General features: G+C 69.4%; 15 protein-coding genes. 5 read left to right on the forward strand and 10 right to left on the reverse strand.

Features of this window, described 5'->3' with window-relative positions; translation table 11 throughout:
• Window positions 1-19: 19 nt before the first annotated feature.
• From ACFY3V_RS22110 to ACFY3V_RS22125, 4 genes are all read right to left on the reverse strand, one after another.
• The gene (locus ACFY3V_RS22110; RefSeq protein WP_389775803.1) at window positions 20-1,588 is read right to left on the reverse strand and encodes an amidohydrolase; all 1,569 of its coding nucleotides are present in this window, start codon (window positions 1,586-1,588) and stop codon (window positions 20-22) included.
• Window positions 1,585-2,001: a RidA family protein gene (locus ACFY3V_RS22115; RefSeq protein ID WP_350941687.1), complete on the reverse strand. Its 417-nt coding sequence runs from the start codon at window positions 1,999-2,001 to the stop codon at window positions 1,585-1,587. Before ACFY3V_RS22115 ends, ACFY3V_RS22110 begins: the two co-directional genes overlap by 4 nt.
• Window positions 2,002-2,051: 50 nt before the next feature.
• Complete coding sequence (locus tag ACFY3V_RS22120; protein ID WP_350941688.1) at window positions 2,052-3,482, reverse strand: aldehyde dehydrogenase; 1,431 nt, start codon at window positions 3,480-3,482, stop codon at window positions 2,052-2,054.
• A 105-nt stretch (window positions 3,483-3,587) separates the two neighbouring features.
• Window positions 3,588-4,361, reverse strand: coding sequence for an enoyl-CoA hydratase/isomerase family protein (locus ACFY3V_RS22125; RefSeq protein WP_389775807.1), 774 nt, complete (start codon window positions 4,359-4,361; stop codon window positions 3,588-3,590).
• A gap of 154 nt (window positions 4,362-4,515) precedes the next feature.
• Here ACFY3V_RS22125 and ACFY3V_RS22130 point away from each other — a divergent pair, with 154 nt between their 5' ends.
• Window positions 4,516-5,280, forward strand: coding sequence for an SDR family NAD(P)-dependent oxidoreductase (locus ACFY3V_RS22130; RefSeq protein ID WP_389775810.1), 765 nt, complete (start codon window positions 4,516-4,518; stop codon window positions 5,278-5,280).
• Between the two features lie 62 nt (window positions 5,281-5,342).
• On the opposite strand, the gene ACFY3V_RS22135 is transcribed toward ACFY3V_RS22130, so the two are convergent.
• From ACFY3V_RS22135 to ACFY3V_RS22145, 3 genes are all read right to left on the reverse strand, one after another.
• A complete protein-coding gene (locus ACFY3V_RS22135) occupies window positions 5,343-5,540 on the reverse strand; it encodes a 2-hydroxymuconate tautomerase (protein ID WP_389775813.1) in 198 nt (65 codons plus the stop codon).
• Between the two features lie 152 nt (window positions 5,541-5,692).
• Complete coding sequence (locus ACFY3V_RS22140) at window positions 5,693-7,351, reverse strand: MFS transporter (RefSeq protein WP_389775816.1); 1,659 nt, start codon at window positions 7,349-7,351, stop codon at window positions 5,693-5,695.
• A 212-nt stretch (window positions 7,352-7,563) separates the two neighbouring features.
• Window positions 7,564-7,701 (reverse strand): hypothetical protein, encoded by a 138-nt coding sequence (locus tag ACFY3V_RS22145; protein WP_389775818.1) that lies wholly within the window; start codon window positions 7,699-7,701, stop codon window positions 7,564-7,566.
• 899 nt (window positions 7,702-8,600) lie between these two features.
• Between ACFY3V_RS22145 and ACFY3V_RS22150 the strand changes: the two genes are divergently transcribed.
• On the forward strand, window positions 8,601-11,441 hold the full coding sequence (locus tag ACFY3V_RS22150) for a carbohydrate-binding protein (RefSeq protein WP_389775821.1): 2,841 nt from the start codon (window positions 8,601-8,603) through the stop codon (window positions 11,439-11,441).
• A 187-nt stretch (window positions 11,442-11,628) separates the two neighbouring features.
• Here the strand turns inward: ACFY3V_RS22150 and ACFY3V_RS22155 are convergent, their stop codons facing one another.
• Window positions 11,629-12,621: a glycoside hydrolase family 11 protein gene (locus ACFY3V_RS22155; RefSeq protein ID WP_362898196.1), complete on the reverse strand. Its 993-nt coding sequence runs from the start codon at window positions 12,619-12,621 to the stop codon at window positions 11,629-11,631.
• 670 nt (window positions 12,622-13,291) lie between these two features.
• On the opposite strand from ACFY3V_RS22155, the gene ACFY3V_RS22160 reads away from it, so the two are divergent.
• The gene (locus tag ACFY3V_RS22160; RefSeq protein WP_362898198.1) at window positions 13,292-14,203 is read left to right on the forward strand and encodes a polysaccharide deacetylase family protein; all 912 of its coding nucleotides are present in this window, start codon (window positions 13,292-13,294) and stop codon (window positions 14,201-14,203) included.
• 190 nt (window positions 14,204-14,393) lie between these two features.
• The gene (locus ACFY3V_RS22165) at window positions 14,394-15,581 is read left to right on the forward strand and encodes an endo-1,4-beta-xylanase (RefSeq protein ID WP_389775824.1); all 1,188 of its coding nucleotides are present in this window, start codon (window positions 14,394-14,396) and stop codon (window positions 15,579-15,581) included.
• 126 nt (window positions 15,582-15,707) lie between these two features.
• Here the strand turns inward: ACFY3V_RS22165 and ACFY3V_RS22170 are convergent, their stop codons facing one another.
• Both ACFY3V_RS22170 and ACFY3V_RS22175 read right to left on the reverse strand, forming a co-directional pair.
• On the reverse strand, window positions 15,708-17,162 hold the full coding sequence (locus tag ACFY3V_RS22170; protein WP_389775827.1) for an endo-1,4-beta-xylanase: 1,455 nt from the start codon (window positions 17,160-17,162) through the stop codon (window positions 15,708-15,710).
• Window positions 17,163-17,549: 387 nt separating this feature from the next.
• Window positions 17,550-18,410: a 3-methyladenine DNA glycosylase gene (locus tag ACFY3V_RS22175; protein ID WP_362898202.1), complete on the reverse strand. Its 861-nt coding sequence runs from the start codon at window positions 18,408-18,410 to the stop codon at window positions 17,550-17,552.
• A 211-nt stretch (window positions 18,411-18,621) separates the two neighbouring features.
• Between ACFY3V_RS22175 and ACFY3V_RS22180 the strand changes: the two genes are divergently transcribed.
• Window positions 18,622-19,737 carry a hypothetical protein gene (locus ACFY3V_RS22180; RefSeq protein ID WP_389775830.1) on the forward strand — a complete coding sequence of 372 codons (1,116 nt, stop codon included), beginning with the start codon at window positions 18,622-18,624 and terminating at the stop codon, window positions 19,735-19,737.
• Window positions 19,738-19,756: the final 19 nt, after the last annotated feature.

Consider the following 19,756-nt stretch of genomic DNA (forward strand, 5'->3'; position numbering starts at 1 on the left):
TTACCTCCTGAGGTTCTGCTCAGCCGAGCAGGCCGGTGTCGTACACGATCTGGCCGCCGACGACGGTCATCAGGACCTCGGTCGCGCGGAGTCGGTCGTCGGGCGCGGTGAGCGGGTCGGCGCCGAGCACGGCCAGGTCGGCGAGCGCGCCCGCGGTGAGCCGGCCCTTCACCTCCTGCTCCCCGGTGTGCGCGGCGCCGGACGTGGTGTAGAGGCGCAGGGCCTCCGCCCGGGTGACCGCCTGCGCGCCCCCCACGACGTCGCCGGCCGCGTCGCGCCTGGTCGTCATCGCGTAGATGTTCTGGAACGGGTCGAGGGCGTTGATCGGATAGTCGGTGCCGGCCGCGACACCGTCGAGCCCGAGGCCGTCCACGAGGTCGCGCAGCGGCACGGCGGCCTCGGTGCGGGCGTCTCCGAGGTGACCGGCGATGGCCGCCCGGTTGCGCCACAGGAACGGGATCTGCGCGGCCACCTGGACGCCCAGCGCGCGGGCGCGGGCGATCTGGTCGGGCTGGATCAGGCTGGCGTGGATGAGCACGTCCGGCAGGAGGCCCCGATGCCGGGTGGCCGCGTAGACGTCGAGCGCGACGTCGATCGCGGCGTCGCCCACCACGTGCGTGCCGACCGGCCAGCCCGCGCGGTGCGCCGCGCCGACCAGCTCGGCGAGCCGGTCCCGGTCGGCGATCAGCTCGCCGTGATAGCCGGGACGGGTGCGGTACGGCTCGCGTGTGGCCGCCGTACCGAGCGTCATACCACCGTCCACCTGCAGCTTTATACCCCGGGTGAGGTAGTGCCTGCCAATGGGCGCGGGCGGGCCAAGGGCCAGCGCCGCCTCCCAGTCCGCGATCTCGACCGACGGGTTGAGCTCGCCGGTCGGCGTGACCATCGCGGCCACGCGGAGCGTTGAGCGTCCGTCCACGGCCAGCCCGCGCACCGCCTCGACGTCTTCCGGCGGTAGCGCGCCCGCCACGACCGAGGTGACGCCGCACCGGTTGAGCGCTCGCATCGCGGCGGTGAGCTGGGCGGCCCGCTCCTCGCGGGACCAGGCCGGCACCACCCGGGCGACGGCGTGCATGGCACCCTCGACCAACCGGCCGTCGTGCCCCTCCGGGTCGATGCCGGCCCGTTCCAGCGCGGCGGTGCCGGCCATCGCGGCGTGGCCCTCCGGCAGATAGACCGGGCGTCCGCCCGCCGCGCGATCCAGCTCGCGCCGGTCGGGCCCCCGGCCCTCGGCGAGCTGGAGCGCCGGGTTCCACGGCTGTCCCAGCACCCATGCGCCGGGCTCGCGGGTGGCGGCGAGGGTGGCGATCCGGTCCAGCGCGGCGTCCAGCGTGCGGACGCCCGCGAACGACACGGTGTACCCGTCCATGCCCGCGTTCTCGAAGTGGCAGTGCGAGTCGATCAGCCCGGGGATCACGGCCCGGCCCGCGAGCCGTACCACCCTGGTGGACGGGCCGGCCAGGTGTTCGACGTCGGCGTCCGAGCCGACCGCGGACACCCGGCCACCGGTCACCGCGACCGCCTCGGCGACCGTGCCGCGCGCGTCCAGCGTGTGCACCCGGCCGCCGAGCAGGACCAGGTCGGTCATCGCCGGATCACGGCGGCGACGCACTCGACCTCGACCTGCACGCCGGTGCGGTGCGGGGTCGCGATGACCGTGGTCCGCGCGGGGAAGTGCGGGGCGCCCTCGAAGAACTCGCGGTAGACGGCGTTGAACACCGGGAAGTTCGCCACGTCCCGCACGAAGCAGGTGCATTTGAGGATGGACTCCCGGCCACCGCCCGCCGCCTCGACGACCGCGACCAGGTTGGTGAGCGTCTGCCTGACCTGCTCGGCGAAGTCGTCGGAGACGATGGTGCGGGTCTCCGGGTCAAGCGGCCCGGTGCCCGAACAGTAGATGGTGTCACCGTGCACGATCGCCTGGGAGAGCGGTGCGGCCGTACCCGTGGAGAAGCCCACGGTGGGTGCGTTGCGGGTGCTGACGGCTCGGATGTCGGTCATTGTCTGCTCCTTGCGAGTCGGACGCGCGGGTCGCGGTGAGGCGGCCCTCGTCACGAGATCTCCATGATGACGGCCTTGGGTTCGGTGAAGAACTCCCGGCTGTACGTGCCGCCCTCGCGTCCGACGCCGGAGTTCTTCGCGCCGCCGAAGGGCGCGCGGAGGTCCCTGACGAAGAAGCAGTTCGCCCAGACGGTGCCGACCCGCAGCGCGCGTGCGACGCGGTGGGCGCGGGAGAGGTCCTGGGTGAACAGCATGGCGTTCAGGCCGTACGGCGTGTCGTTGGCCGCCGTCACCGCCTCCGCCTCGTCGTCGAACGGGAGCACGACCACGACGGGCCCGAAGATCTCCTCCTGGGTGACCCGGTCGCGCTGCCCCGCGCCGACCACCACGGTCGGCCGCACGGCCCACCCCTCGCCCAGACCGCCCGTGTGCAGCCGCGCACCGGCCTCCGTCGCGATGTCGAGGTAGCCGGCCACCTTCGTGAAGTGCTCCTGGGAGGACAGCGGGCCGATCTGCGTCGCCTCGTCCTTCGGGTCGCCGAGCACGAGCGCGTCGGCGGCGGCGGTGAACCTGGCCAGGAACTCGTCGTACACCTCGCGCTGCACGTACAGCCGGCTGCCGGCCAGGCAGACCTGCCCGCTGTTACTGAAGATCGCCCGGATGGACCAGTCGACCGCCTGGTCGAGGTCCGCGTCGGCGAAGACGATGTTGGCGCCCTTGCCGCCCAACTCCAGGCTCACCGGGGTCAGGTTGGCCGCCGCTGCCCTGGAGATCAGCCGGCCGGTGGCGGACTCGCCGGTGAAGGTGATCCGGTCGACCAGCGGCGACTCGGTCAGCGCCTGGCCCACCGAATTCGGCCCGAACCCGTGGACGACGTTGAGCACCCCGGGCGGCAGACCGGCCTCGATCGCCAGCCGGGCCAGGATGGTGGCCGAGGCGGGCGACTGCTCGGCGGGCTTGAGCACGACCGTGTTCCCCCACGCCAGCGCGGGCGCGACCTTCCAGCTCGCCATCATGAGCGGGAAGTTCCACGGCGCGATGGCGGCCACCACGCCCGCGGGATCGTACTGGGTGTAGGCGTGGTGCCCGGTCGGCATCGGGAACGTCTCGGCGGGGGTGATCTGGGCGTGGTCGGCGAAGAACCGGAAGTTCCGCGCCGCGCGAGGGACGTCGTGGCCCGCGGTCTGGGTGATCGGCTTGCCCATGTCCGCGGTGTCGGCCGCCGCCAGCTCGTCGACGTGCTTCTCCACCAGGTCGGCGAGGCGGTGCATGATCGCGCCGCGCTCGGCGAAGCTCATCCGCGGCCACGGGCCCTCGTCGAAGGCCGAGCGCGCGGCGCGTACGGCGCGCTCGGCGTCGCCAGCCGAGCCGAGAGCCACCGTGGCCCACGACTCCCGAGTCCACGGGTCCACGGACTCGAACGTCGTCCCGTCGGCCGAGGCGACCTCCTCACCCGCGATGACGTGCCCGAACGATTCCACTGCCGGTCCTCCTCTTCGTCGCTGTGTCGTAAACTCTCGGCGTGCGACCGGCGCACGCTCAACGGGCGCTTTCCACTCGGTGGGAAGCTTCCGTGGGAAACACGGTCAGCGGCCACGCACCGCGCGCGACCACTCCGCCCACCGCCGCCCGAACTCGGGCGAGCGCACCGCCCGGATCTGCTCGGCGATCTCCCGGTCGACCGCCTCCGCGAACCCACTGTCGACCGCCGCGGCGATCAGGCGCTTGGTCGCCCTCGCCGCCTCGGGAGGCGCCGCCGCGAGCTGCCCGGCGCGATCGAGCGCCTGCGCGAGCGGGTCGGCCACGACGACGTCGAGCAGGCCGATCCGCACGGCCTCCTCCGCCGCGACCTTGCGCCCGGACAGTGCCAGCTCCGTCGCCCGCGCCGCGCCGACCGCCCGCGCCAGCAGCCACGACACGCCGAAGTCGGGGACCAGCGCCATCTTGATGAACGGGCTGGCGAACACCGCGCCCGGCGAGCCGATCCGCAGGTCACACGCGAGGGCGAGCGCCACCCCCGCACCGACGGCCGCGCCGTCCACGGCGGCGACGGTCGGCGCGTGGAACTCCAGCAGCAGTTCGGCTATCCGGAACTCGCGGGTCATGCGCTCCCGCGCGTCCTGCGGCGACTCGTTCCCCAGGTCGCCGATCACGTCCAGGTCGCCGCCCGCGCAGAACGCGCCGCCACGCCCGGTCACCACCAGGACCCGGACATCGGCGTCGCCGTCCAGCTCGCGCAGCACCTCGGGCAGCCCGTCGAGCAGCGTACGGTCCAGCGCGTTCCGGCGATGCGGCCGGTCCAACTCCAGCAGCGCGACTCCCTCGGCGGGGAAGGTCACCCGCAGTCCACGTACGTCCATGGCTCAGAGCTGACCGGACGAGAGGCCCGGTGACCAGGACCGGTTCTCATTGAGCGGAACTCCGCAGGTGGCCGGGCACCGTGCCACCACGCATGATCGGAGCGCATGACGCTCCGTGCACACCGGGTGCACACCGAGGTTCTGGAGGAAATTCGTGAACGAGCAGTTGCGCGGCAAGACGGCGATCGTCACCGGAGCGGCGTCGGGCATCGGACGCGCGACCGCCGCGCTGTTCGCCGCCCGCGGCGCGGCGGTGCTCGCCGTGGACCGCGAGGAGAAGGGCCTGCTGGACCTGCGGGACGAGGTGGCGGCGGCGGGCGACGAGGTGGCCGTACTGGCCGTCGACCTCGCCGCGGCGGGCGCGGCGGAGCGGGTCTTCGATCACTGCGCCGAGGCCGTCGGCGCGCCGAACGTGCTCGCCAACATCGCGGGCAAGGCCGGGGACCGCTCGGCGGCCGACACCACGGACGAGGACTTCGAGTTCTTCCTGCGGGCCAACCTCGGCACGACATTCGCGCTCAGCCGCCGCGCGGTGATCGCGTTCGGCGACGCGGGCGGGGCGATCGTCAACACGTCCTCGGCGTTCGCGCTGATCGGGGTCGCCGGGTCCGCGCCGTACTCGGCGGCCAAGGGCGCGGTCTCCAGCCTCACCCGCCAGATGGCCGCCGAGTACGGCCGGCGCGACATCCGGGTCAACGCGGTGGCGCCGGGTCTGATCGAGACCCCGGCCACCCGCGCGAAGATCGCCGCGGGCGTCTTCGACGACCTGGTGACCCGGTCGCGCCCGCTGCCCAGGGTCGGGCAGCCGATCGACGTCGCACGGGTCGTCGCGTTCCTCGCGTCCGACGAGGCGGCGTTCGTCACCGGCCTCACCGTCCCGGTGGACGGCGGCTGGACCAGCACGCACTTCCGCGACTGACGGCGACAGCGACGACGCGGAACGGGCCGGGGCCGACATCGGCCCCGGCCCGTTCCGGTTCTCTACGAGCGCGCCCTGCGCTCCGCGATCGTCTCGCCGCCCACGGCCCAGTGGGTCGGCGGCAACTCGCGCACCAGGACCCGCACCGACTCGGACGGGACCCCGAGACTGCGCACGACCGCGTCGTGGACGGCCGAGATCATCTCGCGCAGTTCGGGCTCGGTACGGCCGGTCAGCAGTGAGATGTCGACGATCGGCATGATGTCTTCCTTTCTGGTCGGGGCGGGACGGTCAGTTCTTCTCGCGTGCGGCTTTGGTCGGGACGGAACGGTCAGCCGCCCTTACGTGCGACTCCGGTCGGGATGAGATGGTCAGCCACCGCTTACGTGCGACTCCGGTCGGGGCGGGACGGTCAGCCCTCCTTACGCGCGACGGGTTCCTCGGCCGTGTCGCCGTCCAGTCGCACGTCGGCGAGGTCCACGCCCTTGGTCTCCGGCAGGGTGAACAGCAGGATCAGCAGGCCCAGCGCCATCGCGCCGACCGGATACCACAGGGCGGTGGTGATGCTGCCCACCTCGGCCCCGATCGCGACCATCGTCGCCGGCAGCAGCCCGCCGAACACCCCGACGCCGAGCTGGTAGGGGATCGAGAGGGCGGTGGCGCGCACCCTGGTCGGGAACACCTCCGCCATCGCCGTCGCGGCCGGCCCCTGGGCCATCTGCGCGAACGCGACCAGTGCGAGGAGCAGCAGCGCGACGGTGAGGATGGGTCCGCTGAAGAAGTCCCCGATACCGGTGATCTTGAGCGTGCCGCCCGACCCGTCGACCGGATACCCGGCCGCCTTGAGCGCCGCCGACAGGTCGTCCTTCAGCTGTGGCCCGCCGGGGACCTCGGTGTCGTTCACGAGGACCTTGGTGGGGCCGGTGGTGTCCTGCCGCTCGAAGATGACCGAGTTGCTCTGGAGCACGTTCCGCGCCCGGTCGCAGTCGGAGGTGAAGGTGGCGGTGCCCGCGGGGTTGAACTGGAAGGAACACTCGGCCGGGTCGGCCTGGATGGTGACCGACACGTTCTCCTGCGCCCGGGCGAGATCCGGGTTCGTGGTCGAGACGATGGCACCGGTGATCGGGAACGTGAGCAGCGCGGCCAGCCCGAGCCCGGCGAACAGCACGGGTCGCCGCCCGACCTTGTCGGACACCCAGCAGGCGAGGACGCACAGGAAGAACCCGATCAGCATGACCACCATGAAGATCGCGTTGATCGTGAACGAGTCGGCCTTGAGGTAGGTCTTCATCGTGGTCACCATGTACACGGTGGACAGGTAGCCGATGAACGACTGCGTCGCGGCCATCACGAACACGATCGCCACCATGCGCACCCGCGCCCGCGAGCCGAACGCCTCGCGCAGCGGCGCCTTGGTCTGGGTGCCCTCCTCCTTCATCTTCAGGAACAGCGGGCTCTCGTGCAGCTTGGTACGGATCCACACGGAGAGCGCGAGCGGCACGACGGAGATGAGGAACGGCACCCGCCAGCCCCACGCCTCGAAGGCCTCCACGCCCACGATGGCCTGCACCAGCAGTTGCACACCCAGAGACATGCTGAAGGCGAGCGCCGTGGTACCGGTGAGCCAGCCGACGAAGAAGCCGCGCTGTCGCGCGGGGGCGTACTCGGAGACGTAGGTGACCGCGGCGCCGAACTCGCCGCTGACCGCGAGTCCCTGCAGGATGCGACAGGTCACCAGCAGGATCGGGGCCAGGATGCCGATCTCGTCCGCGGTGGGCAGCAGCCCGACGGCGACCGTCGAGACGCCCATCAGCACCAGCGTCATCAAGAACACGATCTTGCGGCCGACCAGGTCGGTGATCCGTGCGAACACCAGCGCGCCGATCGGGCGGACGACGAACCCTGCGGCGAAGGTCAGCAGCGCGAACACGGTCTGCGCCGACGAGCCGTAGTCGCTGAAGAACTTGCTGCCGATCACGGGGATGAGTGCGCCGTATAGGAAGAAGTCGTACCACTCGAACGCCGTGCCGACGGCCGACGCGCCGACGACCTTGAATTCCTGTTTGTTCATCGACGGTTTCCTCCAGCTGGGATGTTTCCCTCCGCCTCGGGGGCATGACGGCGGGTTGGAGTGACCGTAGGACCAGCGACGACGGAATCGACCACCAGATTTCCGGTGTGTGGGAATACCAGCTGAAAGTCGTACCCGCCAAGATCCGCTACCGCTGCCTCCGCGGCCCCGACGAGGACGTCATCGAGCCGATCGAGGCGGCCCGATCGCGGTCAGAACGCCCGCGCCGACCGCCATTCGTGGTCTACGCGCGCCGGCAGCCCCGCGTCGGCGAGGATACGCGCCGACGCCGTCGACTGCCGAGGGCGCGCGCCGATCAGATCCAGCAGCACCGAGATGCGCAACATCATGCGTCACGTTGCGACCCCTCGCAGGGGGATGAGGACTTGTAGTCATTACTCGGCGGTTGTTCCTGCACCTGCGGTTTTCTGTATTCGCGCGGGTGGAGTTTCCATTGATGGCACTGAACTTCCGTCGAAAAACAACAAAAGTTCTACGAGTTCGGCCGTAACATCTGGACAGTCGGTACGTAACATTTTAAGCTCACACCAGAATGAGCCGTGCAGTTGGCGAAAGTTCGGGAGGTGCGGCCATTGAGAACGCAGCACCTCGCTCTTCGTCCCCCGCATGGCGAGGGGCGGCGCCGCCCGAGGTCGAGGCCGGGGAGCGGGTCGAACCATCGCGCGGGCGCGCGGTGGTCGGGCCGTAGCCGGAGTGACCGGGAGCCGGCCCCCTCGCCCACTCACCCCCCTCAAACGGCCTGGAGGTCGTCATGCGACTGCTGATCTCTCCCACCATGACCCGCTGACGGCCGACGCGGCACCCGAGGGTGCCGTGCCGCCGTCACAGGGGGGATAGCCGGGTCGGCGGGGGCGGACGCCGACCGCTCCTGCCGACCCGGTCCCACCTCCCCGTTTCCCCTCCTGTCGTCCCGCCCCCCTCGTTTCCTCCCCCTGCCGACCCGGTTCCGCCTCCCCGTTTCCTCACGCCGTGGTCACCCGCGACGGCCATCTTCGTGATGCGCTGCGACGCGCTCGCCCATGCTCACCGAACGGTGCACCCCGATCACGCAGTGCTCGAAAGTGACCTGCCTCACATTTCCTGACAACAGCTTATTGACTGTTTTACCAATAACAGTCACAGTTTGTCCGAGCGACGTCGCCGAGGGATTCCCCACCTCTCCGCGTCGCCGGCGTGATCGGCGCACGCCCGCATGGACTCGTACCACAGGAAGCGAGCACCGCCGATCATGCTAAGAAAACTCGTCTCTTGCGTCGCCGTACTGGCGACGGCCCTCAGCCTGGCTCCCCCACCGGCGCAGGCCGCACCGAACACCACCTCGAACACCACCTCGAACGCGGTGGCGCTCGCGGCGCCCGGCTACACCCAGGTGACGCTCGCCAAGGGCGCGGCGGAGACCGGGGAGCCGATGGGGCTCACCGTCCTGCCCAACCGGGGTGTGCTGCACACCTCGCGCGACGGCACGATCCGCTACACCGACGTGCTGGGCAACACCAAGGTGGCGCTCACCATCCCGGTGTACACGCACGACGAGGAGGGCCTGCAGAGCATCAAGGCCGACCCGAACTTCGCGTCGAACCGGTGGGTGTACGTCTACTACGCGCCGCCGCTGTCCACCCCGGCCGGTGACGCGCCGGCCTCGGGGACGGCGGCGCAGTTCGCCCCGTTCAACGGGGTGAACCGGCTCGCCAGGTACACGGTGAACGCCGACCACACCCTCAACGCGGCCTCCGCGGTCACCGTCCTCGACGTCCCCACCAGCAGGGGCATGTGCTGCCACGTCGGCGGCGACATCGACTTCGACGCGGCCGGAAACCTCTACCTGTCCACCGGTGACGACACGAACCCGTTCGACTCCGGCGGTTACACGCCGATCGACGAGCGGACCGACCGTAACCCCGCCTACGACGCGCAGCGCACCTCCGCCAACAGCAACGACCTGCGGGGCAAGGTGCTGCGGATCAAGCCGAGCGCGGCCGGCGGCTACACGATCCCCTCGGGCAACATGTTCGCGCCCGGCACCGCGAACACCCGGCCGGAGATCTACGCGATGGGATTCCGCAATCCGTTCCGGATGAACGTGGACAAGGCCACCGGCATCGTCTACCTGGGCGACTACGGGCCGGACGCGGGCACCGCGAGTGCCACCCGTGGCCCGGCGGCGTCGGTCTCGTTCGAGCGCATCACCCAGCCCGGCTTCTACGGCTGGCCGTACTGCTCGCAGTTCAACGTGCCGTACATCGACTTCACGTTCCCGTCGGGTCCTTCGGGCTCCGCGTTCAACTGCGCCGGCGGGCCGGTGAACACCTCGCGCAACAACACCGGCATCACCCAGCTCCCGGCCTCGCGCGCGGCCTGGCTGCCGTACGGGGTCGGCCAGGACCGGTCGGAGCTGTGCTGCGGAAGCTGGTCGCCGATGAACGCCCCGGTCTACAACTACGACGCCGCGCTCGCCTCCGACGTGAAGTTCCCGGCGTCGATGAACGGCAAGGTGTTCATCGGCGAGTTCGGGCGGCGGTGGATCAAGACGGTCACCCTCGCCTCGGGCGGCGGGGTGGGCGCGATCGAGCCCTTCCCCGCCTGGACCGGCACGCAGGTGATGGACATGGAGTTCGGGCCGGACGGCGCGCTGTACGTGCTCGACTACGGCACCGGCTGGTTCGGCGGCGACGCGAACTCGGCCGTGTACAGGATCGAGTACAACTCGGGCACCGGACAGGCGCCGATCCCGGTGATCAACGCCACCCCGAAGGCCGGTAACGCGCCGCTCACCGTGCAGTTCAGCTCGGCCGGGACGACGGATCCGGACGGCGACCCGATCACCTACGCGTGGGACTTCACGACGAACGGCAGCACCGACTCGACCGCGGCCAACCCGTCGTTCACCTACGCGGCCAACGGCACGTACACCGCGACGTTGACGGCGAGCGACAACACCGGCCGCAGCGCCACGGCGAGCACCGTCATCAGCGTCGGGCAGCCGACGGTCACCCTCAACCTGCCGCTCAACGGGCGGGTGTTCAACTTCGGCGACGCGATCCCGTTCCAGATCAGCGTCACCGATCCGAACTCCCCGACCGTCGACTGCTCCCGAGTGAAGATCAACTACATTCTCGGCCACGACAGTCACGGCCACCAGATGACCAGCGCGACCGGTTGCTCGGGCACCATCCAGACTCCCGTGGACGGTGAGCACGACGCCAACGCGAACATCTTCGGCGTCTTCGACGCGGAGTACACCCCGGCCGGCTCGACCACGGCCGTCCACGCGCCGCAGGCCGTCCTGCAACCGCGGACCCGCCAGGCCGAGCACTACAGTGCCCAGCAGGGTGTGCAGATCGTGGCCAAGCCGTCGGCGAACGGCGGCAACGCGGTCGGGCACGTCGAGAGCGGGGACTGGATCTCGTTCACGCCGTACAACCTGACCGGGGTCACGTCGTTCACCGCCCGGGTCGCGTCGGCGGGTGCCGGTGGCACGCTCACCCTGCGGGCCGGTTCCGCGACCGGGACGGTGATCGGCACGGCCACGGTCGCGCCGACCGGCGGCTGGGAGAACTGGGTCAACGTCACCGGCACGGTGACGCCGCCCTCGGGGACGACGAACCTGTTCCTGGTCTTCACCGGGGGGACGGGGTCGCTGTTCGACGTCGACTCCTTCACCTTCAACGGCGGCACGACGTCGACGAACCTCGCGCTGAACAAGCCGGCGACGGCCTCCAGTGAGGAGTCGGCCACCTACCCCGCCTCCGCCGCGGTGGACGCGTCGGCGACGACCCGGTGGTCCAGCGCGTTCTCCGACCCGCAGTGGATCCAGGTCGACCTGGGCGCCACGTACACGATCAACAGGGTGCGTCTGGTGTGGGAGGCGGCCTACGGCTCCGCGTACCAGATCCAGACCTCGACGAACGGAACGACCTGGGCCAATGCCCGGTCGGTGACCGGCGGCAACGGCGGTGAGGACGACCACACCGGCCTGAGCGCCTCCGCCAGGTACGTGCGGATCCACGGCACCACCCGGGCCACGGTGTACGGGTACTCCCTGTTCACCTTCGAGGTCTACGGAAGCTGATCAACGGGGCGGGGCCGGTCACCCGGCTCCGCCCCGCCGGAGACGAGGGTCCGGACATGGCGGTGGCCCCGCCTCACCCCCCCAGGGGAAACGGGGCCACCGTTTTCCGACCGGACCCGCCTGAGCCGGGTGAGCGCACATCCGGTCGGAAAATCAGGTACGGCGCTACGCGGCCGTCGTCACGAGGTCAGCCCGCGCTGCAGGAGACCGTCGGCCAGGTCGAGTTACCGTTGCGCTGGATCGTCACACCCCAGTTGTTGCCGTTGCCGTTGGGCCTCGCGGTCAGCACCTGGGCGCTGGGGTAGTTGGCGCTGATGTTCCAGGTGGAGAGGATCTTCGCGGGGGACGGGACGTTCATCGTCACGGTCCAGTTGCTCGAACCGCTGACCGAGACGTTGAGGTTGTAGCGGTCACTCCACTGCTCGCCCGCGGAGAGCGACGCGGTGCAGCCACCGTTGCCGCCGCCGTTGTTGCCGCCGCCGTTGTCGCCGCCGGAGGAGCCGCCGATCGTGATGTTGGAGTTTCCGCTGCTCTGGTATCCCTCGGTGGCGAGGATCATGTAGTCGTGGCTGCCCAGGTTCATGCCGTTACGGGCCCACGCGTCGAAGTGGTTGCCGGAGGTTATGGTCCCGCCGGTCTTCTTCGACTGCCGGACGCTCCAGTACTGGTTGAACGTCTTGTTGCCCTCGATGGAGGGGGCGTTGTACCGCGTCGTCTGGTAGATGTCGTACGTGCCGCCGTCGCTGGTGACCGTGCCCTTGTACGTGCCGGTGGGCCGGTAGTTACCCCAGTTGTCGACGATGTAGTACTCCACGAGCGGGTTTCTCGTCCATCCGTAGAGGGTGAGGTAGGCGTTGCCCGACGGGTTGAAGCTGCCCGAGTAGTTCACGGCCCTGCGCCCGCCGGTGCGCCAGCCCTTGCCGGCGACGAAGTTCCCGGTGTTCCTCCACGAGGTGCTGTAGTTTCCGCCGGACCCCAGCTCCATGGAGACCGTGCCCTGGCTGTCGGTCCAGAACGAGTAGAAGTAGCCGCCGTTGTCGCCGGTCTGGTTGGTGGTGACGGCCGCGTGGGCCGGGCCGGGCAGTACCGCCACGGCGATGGCCAGGGCCACGGCGCAGGCACGGCCGACGAGCAGCCTGACGCGACCGCGTCCGCGCCTCTTGCGGGGGGCATCGTTCATGTGCGTGCTTCCTCCTCGTGAGGGCTGGGGCAGGCAGCGTGATACGACCCGGCGGGGCTCGCGGTGGCCGAGGGGACGTCCACCACGCGTTGGGGTCGTACAACGCGGCAGGGCTGGCCGGCCGTCGTACGGTCGACGGCCGGAGGACCAGGCCGCGCGGCGAGTGACCCGGATCGGCAGCGTTTCGGGCTGTCGATGGTGAGAGTGTGGGTTCGCCTCCGCCGAACTGTCAATAAGTTTCAGAAACATATCGGAAATCTGATCTTGCTAGAGCTTTGCCGATAGAACGTTTTGCCTGGTAGCAGAGATTGCGTCATCAGGCGAGGCCAGATTTCTCCATGAAAGCTTCTCCCTGATGATCAAATACAAGGCAGCGATTCCGAAACGTTTCGATGCTTCCTTGACAGGTTTCGTAACAATCCACAGAATGACTCACCAAACAGGCCCTGCTCGCCTCACCCGGGGCGAGTGACGACGGAACCGCGGTTCCGTGCGTTCCGTACGTGTTACGCCGCAGCCGTACGGTGTCCGTTCTCACCGATCGATGTTCCAGTGGAGGAACAGAATGATCGAAAACGCGACCATCGGCAGTGGAGGCCGGAGACGCCGCTCGCGCGTCCGGAATTCACTCGTCATGAGTCTCCTCGTGGTTCTCGGAACGGTGTTCGCCGTGACCTCATCACCCGCGGCGCAGGCCGCCGACTGCAGTGCCGGATATGTCGGACTCACCTACGACGACGGTCCCAACCCCGGCAACACCGCCAACCTGCTGAACGCCCTGAAGCAGAACGGCCTGCGGGCCACCATGTTCAACACCGGGCAGAACGCCCAGAACAACCAGGCCCTGGTCCGCGCCCAGCAGGACGCCGGCATGTGGATCGGCAACCACAGCTACACCCACCCCCACCTCGTCAACATGAGCAGCTCCCAGATCCAGTCGGAGCTCCAGCGGACCCAGCAGGCGATCCAGCAGGCCACGGGGACCGCCCCCAAACTCTTCCGGCCTCCGTACGGGGAGACCAACGCCACCCTGCGGTCGGTCGCGCAGCAACTCGGCCTCACCGAGATCATCTGGGATGTCGACTCCCAGGACTGGAACGGCGCCAGTACGGCCCAGATCGTGCAGGCCGCCGGGCGGCTGCAGAACGGTCAGATCATCCTGATGCACGACCAGTACGCGACGACGCTCAACGCGATCCCGCAGATCGCCGCGAACCTCAGAAGCCGCAACCTGTGCGCCGGCATGATCTCCCCCTCCACCGGCAGGGCCGTGGCACCTGACGGCGGCAGCACCCCGACCAATCCGCCGACCGGCAGCTGCACGGCCGGCATCACCGCCGGCCAGCAGTGGAGCGACCGGTTCAACCTGTCGGTCAACGTCTCGGGAAGCAACAACTGGATCGTCACCGTGACCCTGCGGAACGCCCAGCGGATCAGCTCCACCTGGAACGGCAGCCCGACCTGGGACGGCAGCGGCAAGGTCATGACGATGCGTCCCAACGGCAGCGGCAACACCTTCGGCTTCACCGTGATGCACGGCGGCGACTGGACCTGGCCGACGGTCTCCTGCCGGGTGGGCTGACCTTCCCCACGACCTCGGCCTCGCCGGTGACCCCGGACGAGGCCGACGGACGACGGGTGCCGGTGAGCTCACGGAGCCGTCATCCGGCCGTGTCGGTCCCCGCACCGCGGATCCGCGGTGCGGGGACCGACGTCATCACTTTTCTTTGTCGTGTCGAAAATTTTTCGGGGGCCGATTCCGAGGGAGTTCGATGAAGCGTTTACTGATCGTCGGTACCACCACGCTCATGCTGGCCGGTGCGCTGAACACCGTCCCCGTGCAGGCGAAGGAGCGGCCCCCCAAGGTCGCCGAGCAGAGCCTGCGCGCACTCGCCGCCCGCCACAACCTCGCCATCGGCACCGCCGTCGACATGGACGTGCTGCGCGACGCGAGCGATCCGCAGTACCGTGCGCTCACCGCCTCGCAGTTCTCCACCGTCACCGCCGAGAACGCGATGAAGTGGGAGTCGCTGGAGCCGACCCGGGGCGTGTACAACTGGGGGCCAGCCGACGAGCTGATCGAATTCGCCCGCAAGAACAAGCAGCAGGTCCGCGGGCACGTGCTGGTCTGGCAGAACCAGCTGCCGGCCTGGCTCACCAAGGGCGTCGAGGACGGGACGATCAGCAAGACCCAGCTCCGCGACATCCTGCGCGACCACATCACCACCGTCGTCAAGCGCTACAAGGGCAAGATCTGGCAGTGGGACGTCGTCAACGAGGCGGCCAGCGACCCGTGGGACAGCCCGTCGTCGATCCACCTGAAGGGCTTCTGGGCGCAGCACCTCGGCCCCGGCTACATCGCCGACGCCTTCCGCTGGGCCCGCGCGGCCGACCCGGGCGCGCTGCTGTTCTACAACGACTACAACATCGAGGCGTTCGGCGATCGCGGCGCCTCGGACAAGACCTGGTACGTCTACAACATGGTCAGGCAACTGCGCGCGAGCGGCGTCCCCATCGACGGCGTGGGCAGCCAGGGGCATCTCGGCACCCAGTACGGCAACTTCAACGCCTTCCAGGCGCTGGAGGTGCTCGACGCCTTCTCCGACCTCGGGCTCGCCACGGCGTTCACCGAGGTGGACGTGCGCAGCCAGATGACCGACGGCGTGCGGGCGGGCGACTCCAACGAGGTCAACCCCCGCCTCCAGGCGTCGGCGGCCAACTTCAGCGTGCTGCTGCAGGCATGCCTCGCCAACCGGCACTGTCTGGCCTACACCGTCTGGGGATTCACCGATAGGCACTCCTGGGTGCCCGGCTGGTTCTCCGACCCCCCGGAGGGCCTGGCCACCCTGTACGACGAGTCCTACCGGCCCAAGCTCGCCTACAACGTCGTCAAGGCCGACCTGGCGTTCACCGGACCGCCCAACGTCCTGCCGAGGATCCCGCAGAAGCCCCGGCGATGAGCGAAGGCGGGGTGTCCGTGCTCGGACACCCCGCCGTTTCTCGGCCGAGCCTCCCGTGGAGGACTCGGTGACGAGACGAACGGGCCGGGCCGCGAACAGCGCGGCCCGGCCCGAACCGGGATCGGATCAGGGGCTGGTGCAGGTGGCCGTGGGGGTGGCCGCGGTGCCGTTGCCGGTGAAGCCGAAGGTGGTCGACTGACCCGCCGCGATGGAACCGTTGTAGGGGGCGTTGCGGACGGTCACGTTGGAACCGGACACGGTGTGCTGGCCGTTCCACAGGCTGCTGATGCTCTGCCCGCCAGGCCAGGCCCACTGCACGGTCCATCCGTTGACCGGCGAGCTACCCGCGCGAACGGTCACCGTCGTCTGGAACCCTCCCGGCCAGCTGTTGGTCGTCTCGACCGTCGCCGTACACGCCCCCGTACCCGGGGTGGGAGTCGGCGTCGGCGTCGGGGTCGGGGTGGGCGTCGGGGTCGGGGTCACGGTGGGAGTGGGCGACGGGGTGGGGTTCGGGGTCGCGGCGTTGAGCGCGTCCAGGACGGCGTTGTAGGCCGGCTTCTTGTTGCCGCCGCTGAACAGCAGCGGGGTGTCGCCCGAGCGCCAGGAGTCCTGGTCGCGGACGCCCCACACGGTGATGCCGTTGCAGCGGGGCACGGCCAGGCAGTCGTTGACCACCGCGGCGTAGGTCTGCGGGGAGGCGCCCTGGATGTCCAGCTCGGTGATCTGCACGTCCACGCCGAGGGCGGCGAAGCTCTGGATGGTGGTGCGGTAGTTGCTGTTGTACGGGCTGCCGCTGTTGAAGTGCGACTGCAGGCCGACGCAGTCGATCGGCACGCCGCGCTGCTTGAAGTCGCGGACCATGTTGTAGACGCCCTGGGTCTTGGCCCAGGTCCAGTTGTCGATGTTGTAGTCGTTGTAGCAGAGCTTGGCGGCCGGGTCGGCGGCGCGCGCGGTGCGGAAGGCGACCTCGATCCAGTCGTTGCCGGTGCGCTGCAGGTTGGAGTCGCGTCGTCCGCCGCCGCTGTCGGAGAAGGCCTCGTTCACCACGTCCCAGGCGTAGATCTTGCCCTTGTAGTAGTTCATCACACCGTTGATGTGGTTGATCATCGCCTGGCGCAGCGCGCTGCCGGACATGTTCTCCATCCAGCGCGGCTGCTGGGCGTGCCAGGCCAGCGTGTGCCCGCGCACCCGCTTGCCGTTCTGCACCGCCCAGTTGTAGATGCGGTCGGCGTTGCCGAAGCTGAACTGGTTCTGGTTCGGCTCCGTGGCGTCGATCTTCATCTCGTTCTCGGCCGTGATCATGTCGAACTCACGGTTCGCGATCGTGGTGTACTGCGAGTCACCGAGCCTGCCGGCGCTGATCGCGGTGCCGAAGTATCGCCCGCTCTGCTGGGCCGCCGCGCCGAGCGTGGTCGCCGCGGCGCTCGCGGAACCGGCGGAAGTGGCACCGGCCGAACCCGGAACCGTCACCGCCGCGAACGTGCCGAGCACGAGGGTGCCGAGGGCACCGGCGACCAGGGTCCGGCGGAGACCACCGAGGGGGCGCCGGGTTCCGGGTGGGGGGATGGCATTTGTGCCCATGCCTGAGCCTCCATAAATGCATCACGGGAAACACGGGGGACATCCCCGTGAGTTCGACGTCACGCCCGTTGCCGGAAAGGCCGGAAAGGCACACCACAGGGCGTCGCAGGCGACGGCCCTGCTGCGCGCGCCACCGACCTGGCCGTAGGAGGACGCCTTGGGGACTCAGTGTGGAAACCTCACCGAAATACGTCAAGGCTGCACAGAAAGTTTCGGATCCTCGCTCGGCGTATACGCCCTGGCCATGCTCACAACCTCTGTCCCTGCCTCCTGAAACCTTGCGGTCCCATCGCAGCGAGGCGAGACACGGTGAATGTAAGTTTCAGTGCGACGCCCTCGCGCTCGAAGATCGCGAGGGCGGGAGATCCTCGTTCCCGCCCCCGCGAATCAGGAAGGGCGGCCGGCGGCGAGCAGCCGTTCGCACGCGTCGAGCAGACGTCGCCGCAGCGGCCTCGCCCGCTCGGCGAATCCCCGCTGCTCGGCGGCGTACTCGGCCCGTCCCTCGGACGTCTCGATCCGGATCGCCCGATGGCCGAGCGCGGTGAGGTCGTACGGGGAGGCGCGCATGTCCAGGGTCCTGATCTCTCTGGCCAGCTCGAAGCAGTCGGCCACGAGTTCCGAGGGGACCAGGGGCGAGAGCTTGTAGGAATGCTTGTAAAGGTCCATGTTGGCGTGCAGACAGCCCGGCTGTTCCAGCTCCGGCTGCCGCTCCCTCGTCGGCCACAGCGCGTTGAGCGGACGCGCCTCGGGGGTGAAGAAGCGGAACGCGTCGAAGTGGCCGCACCGCACGCCCCGCTCCTCCACGACCTGTGCGATCTCCTCCCCGCTGAGCCGCAGCGGCCAGGAGTCGTGCCGCACCTCCGTGGCCTTGTAGACCATCGCCCACTCGTGCAGGCCGAAGCAGCCGAAGTATCCCGGCCGTGACGCGGTGGCGGCCAGCAGCCGCATGATCCACTCGACGGAGGGGCCGCGCCTGCTCATCAGCGTCGCGGTGTCGAGCGTCGCTCCCTCGGGGGTGTCGAGGTAGCCGCGGCCCACATCGCGCGCGCCCTTCAGCAGCACCCCGGCGCCCGGATGCCACCTGCGCAACCGCGCCGGCCGGTGCCCGTAGTAGGTGAACAGGAAGTCCTCGATGGGATGGGCCTCGCCCCGCGCCCGGCGCGCCAGGTGCGGCTCCGCCCACACCTCGATCCGCCGGCGGTGGGCCTCCGCCCGAGCCCGCCACTCCTCCGGTTCCAGAACCTCCACCGCTGAATGGTACGCGCGGGCGGATGGTGCCCGTCCGTCCCCCCTTCCGGGTGCGGGCGACGGTGAGCGCCCGCCGAACGGCGCATCGGTGAACGGAAGATGAATTGTCAATACAAATGCGGGCACCACGCTTCGCACTGTCGTCATTAATCACATAATTCGATTACAGCCGCTATTAATGGCGATACGGGGCAAGCCTTCGAGGAATCACATGAAGCGTTGGATCGGTGTCGGGCTGGCGCTGCTCCTCGGTGCCGCCGTGGTGGCGGCGATCGTGGCGGGCAACCGTGGCGGCGGCGCGGAGACGCGGGAGCTCACCCTGGTCAGAGGGGTGATCGGGTCGGAGAAGAAGCCGTTCTTCGACGATCCGCAGGTGCGGGCGGTCTTCGCCGGGCACGGCCTCCGGGTGGAGGTCGACACCGCCGGGTCGCGCCAGATCGCGACCTCGGTGGACCTGGGGAAATACGGCTTCGCGTTCCCGTCCAGCGCTCCGGCGGCCGAGAAGATCAGGCGTGACCGGGGGGTCGCGCGCACGTTCGCGCCGTTCTCCTCCCCCATGGCGGTCGCCACCTTCACCCCGATCGTGGAGGTCCTGAGCAAGGCGGGGGTCGTACGGGACTCGGGACAGGGTTACCAGGTGCTCGATATCCGGAAATATCTGGATATGGTGGCTAAAGGCACTCGGTGGGACAAACTACCGGGCAATACTGCTTACCCGGCGCGCAAACGCGTACTGCTCACCACCACCGACATCCGCACCTCCAACTCCGCGGCGATGTATCTCTCGATCGCCGGTTACGTGGCCAACGGCGACGACGTGGTCACCTCCGAGGAGCAGGGTGCCAGGGTCGCCGGGACCGTCGCCCCCCTCTTCCTCGACCAGGGATACTCCGAGACCTCCACCGAGGCGCCGTTCGAGGACTACCTGTCCCTGGGGATGGGGAAGACGCCCATGGTCGTGATCTACGAGGCGCAGTACGCCTCGCGGCTGTTCGCCGGGGACGGCTCGATCCGTCCTGACATGCGGCTGCTCTACCCCTCGCCCACGGTCCTGAGCAAGCACACCCTCGTGCCGTTGAGCGCGCAGGGCACCGAGGTCGGCAGGCTCCTGCAGGAGGACCCCGAACTCGGACGCCTCGCGGCCCGGTACGGCTTCCGCACCGCCGCCGCCAAGGCGTTCGACGACCTCGTGGCGAAGGTGAACGCGCCGCTGCCTCCCAGCCTGGTCGACGTGGTGGAACCCCCCGACCACGAGCGGCTGGAGGGCATGATCTCCGCGATCGAGACGCGCTACCGGTCCGGAGCGGTCCCCTCGTCCACCCCCTGACCTCACCTTCCCAGCGCTT

The organism is Streptosporangium sp. NPDC000095 (genome assembly GCF_042899335.1).
Classification (GTDB): Bacteria; Actinomycetota; Actinomycetes; order Streptosporangiales; family Streptosporangiaceae; genus Streptosporangium.

Bases quoted from the DNA above. Each gene is read 5' to 3' on its own strand.
- ACFY3V_RS22165 (WP_389775824.1), top strand. From the start codon at position 14,394: ATGAAGCGTTTACTGATCGTCGGTACCACCACGCTCATGCTGGCCGGT.
- ACFY3V_RS22145 (WP_389775818.1), bottom strand. From the start codon at position 7,701: ATGATGTTGCGCATCTCGGTGCTGCTGGATCTGATCGGCGCGCGCCCT.
- ACFY3V_RS22180 (WP_389775830.1), top strand. From the start codon at position 18,622: ATGAAGCGTTGGATCGGTGTCGGGCTGGCGCTGCTCCTCGGTGCCGCC.
- ACFY3V_RS22115 (WP_350941687.1), bottom strand. From the start codon at position 2,001: ATGACCGACATCCGAGCCGTCAGCACCCGCAACGCACCCACCGTGGGC.
- ACFY3V_RS22125 (WP_389775807.1), bottom strand. From the start codon at position 4,361: ATGGACGTACGTGGACTGCGGGTGACCTTCCCCGCCGAGGGAGTCGCG.
- ACFY3V_RS22135 (WP_389775813.1), bottom strand. From the start codon at position 5,540: ATGCCGATCGTCGACATCTCACTGCTGACCGGCCGTACCGAGCCCGAA.
- ACFY3V_RS22170 (WP_389775827.1), bottom strand. From the start codon at position 17,162: ATGGGCACAAATGCCATCCCCCCACCCGGAACCCGGCGCCCCCTCGGT.
- ACFY3V_RS22110 (WP_389775803.1), bottom strand. From the start codon at position 1,588: ATGACCGACCTGGTCCTGCTCGGCGGCCGGGTGCACACGCTGGACGCG.
- ACFY3V_RS22155 (WP_362898196.1), bottom strand. From the start codon at position 12,621: ATGAACGATGCCCCCCGCAAGAGGCGCGGACGCGGTCGCGTCAGGCTG.
- ACFY3V_RS22150 (WP_389775821.1), top strand. From the start codon at position 8,601: ATGCTAAGAAAACTCGTCTCTTGCGTCGCCGTACTGGCGACGGCCCTC.
- ACFY3V_RS22140 (WP_389775816.1), bottom strand. From the start codon at position 7,351: ATGAACAAACAGGAATTCAAGGTCGTCGGCGCGTCGGCCGTCGGCACG.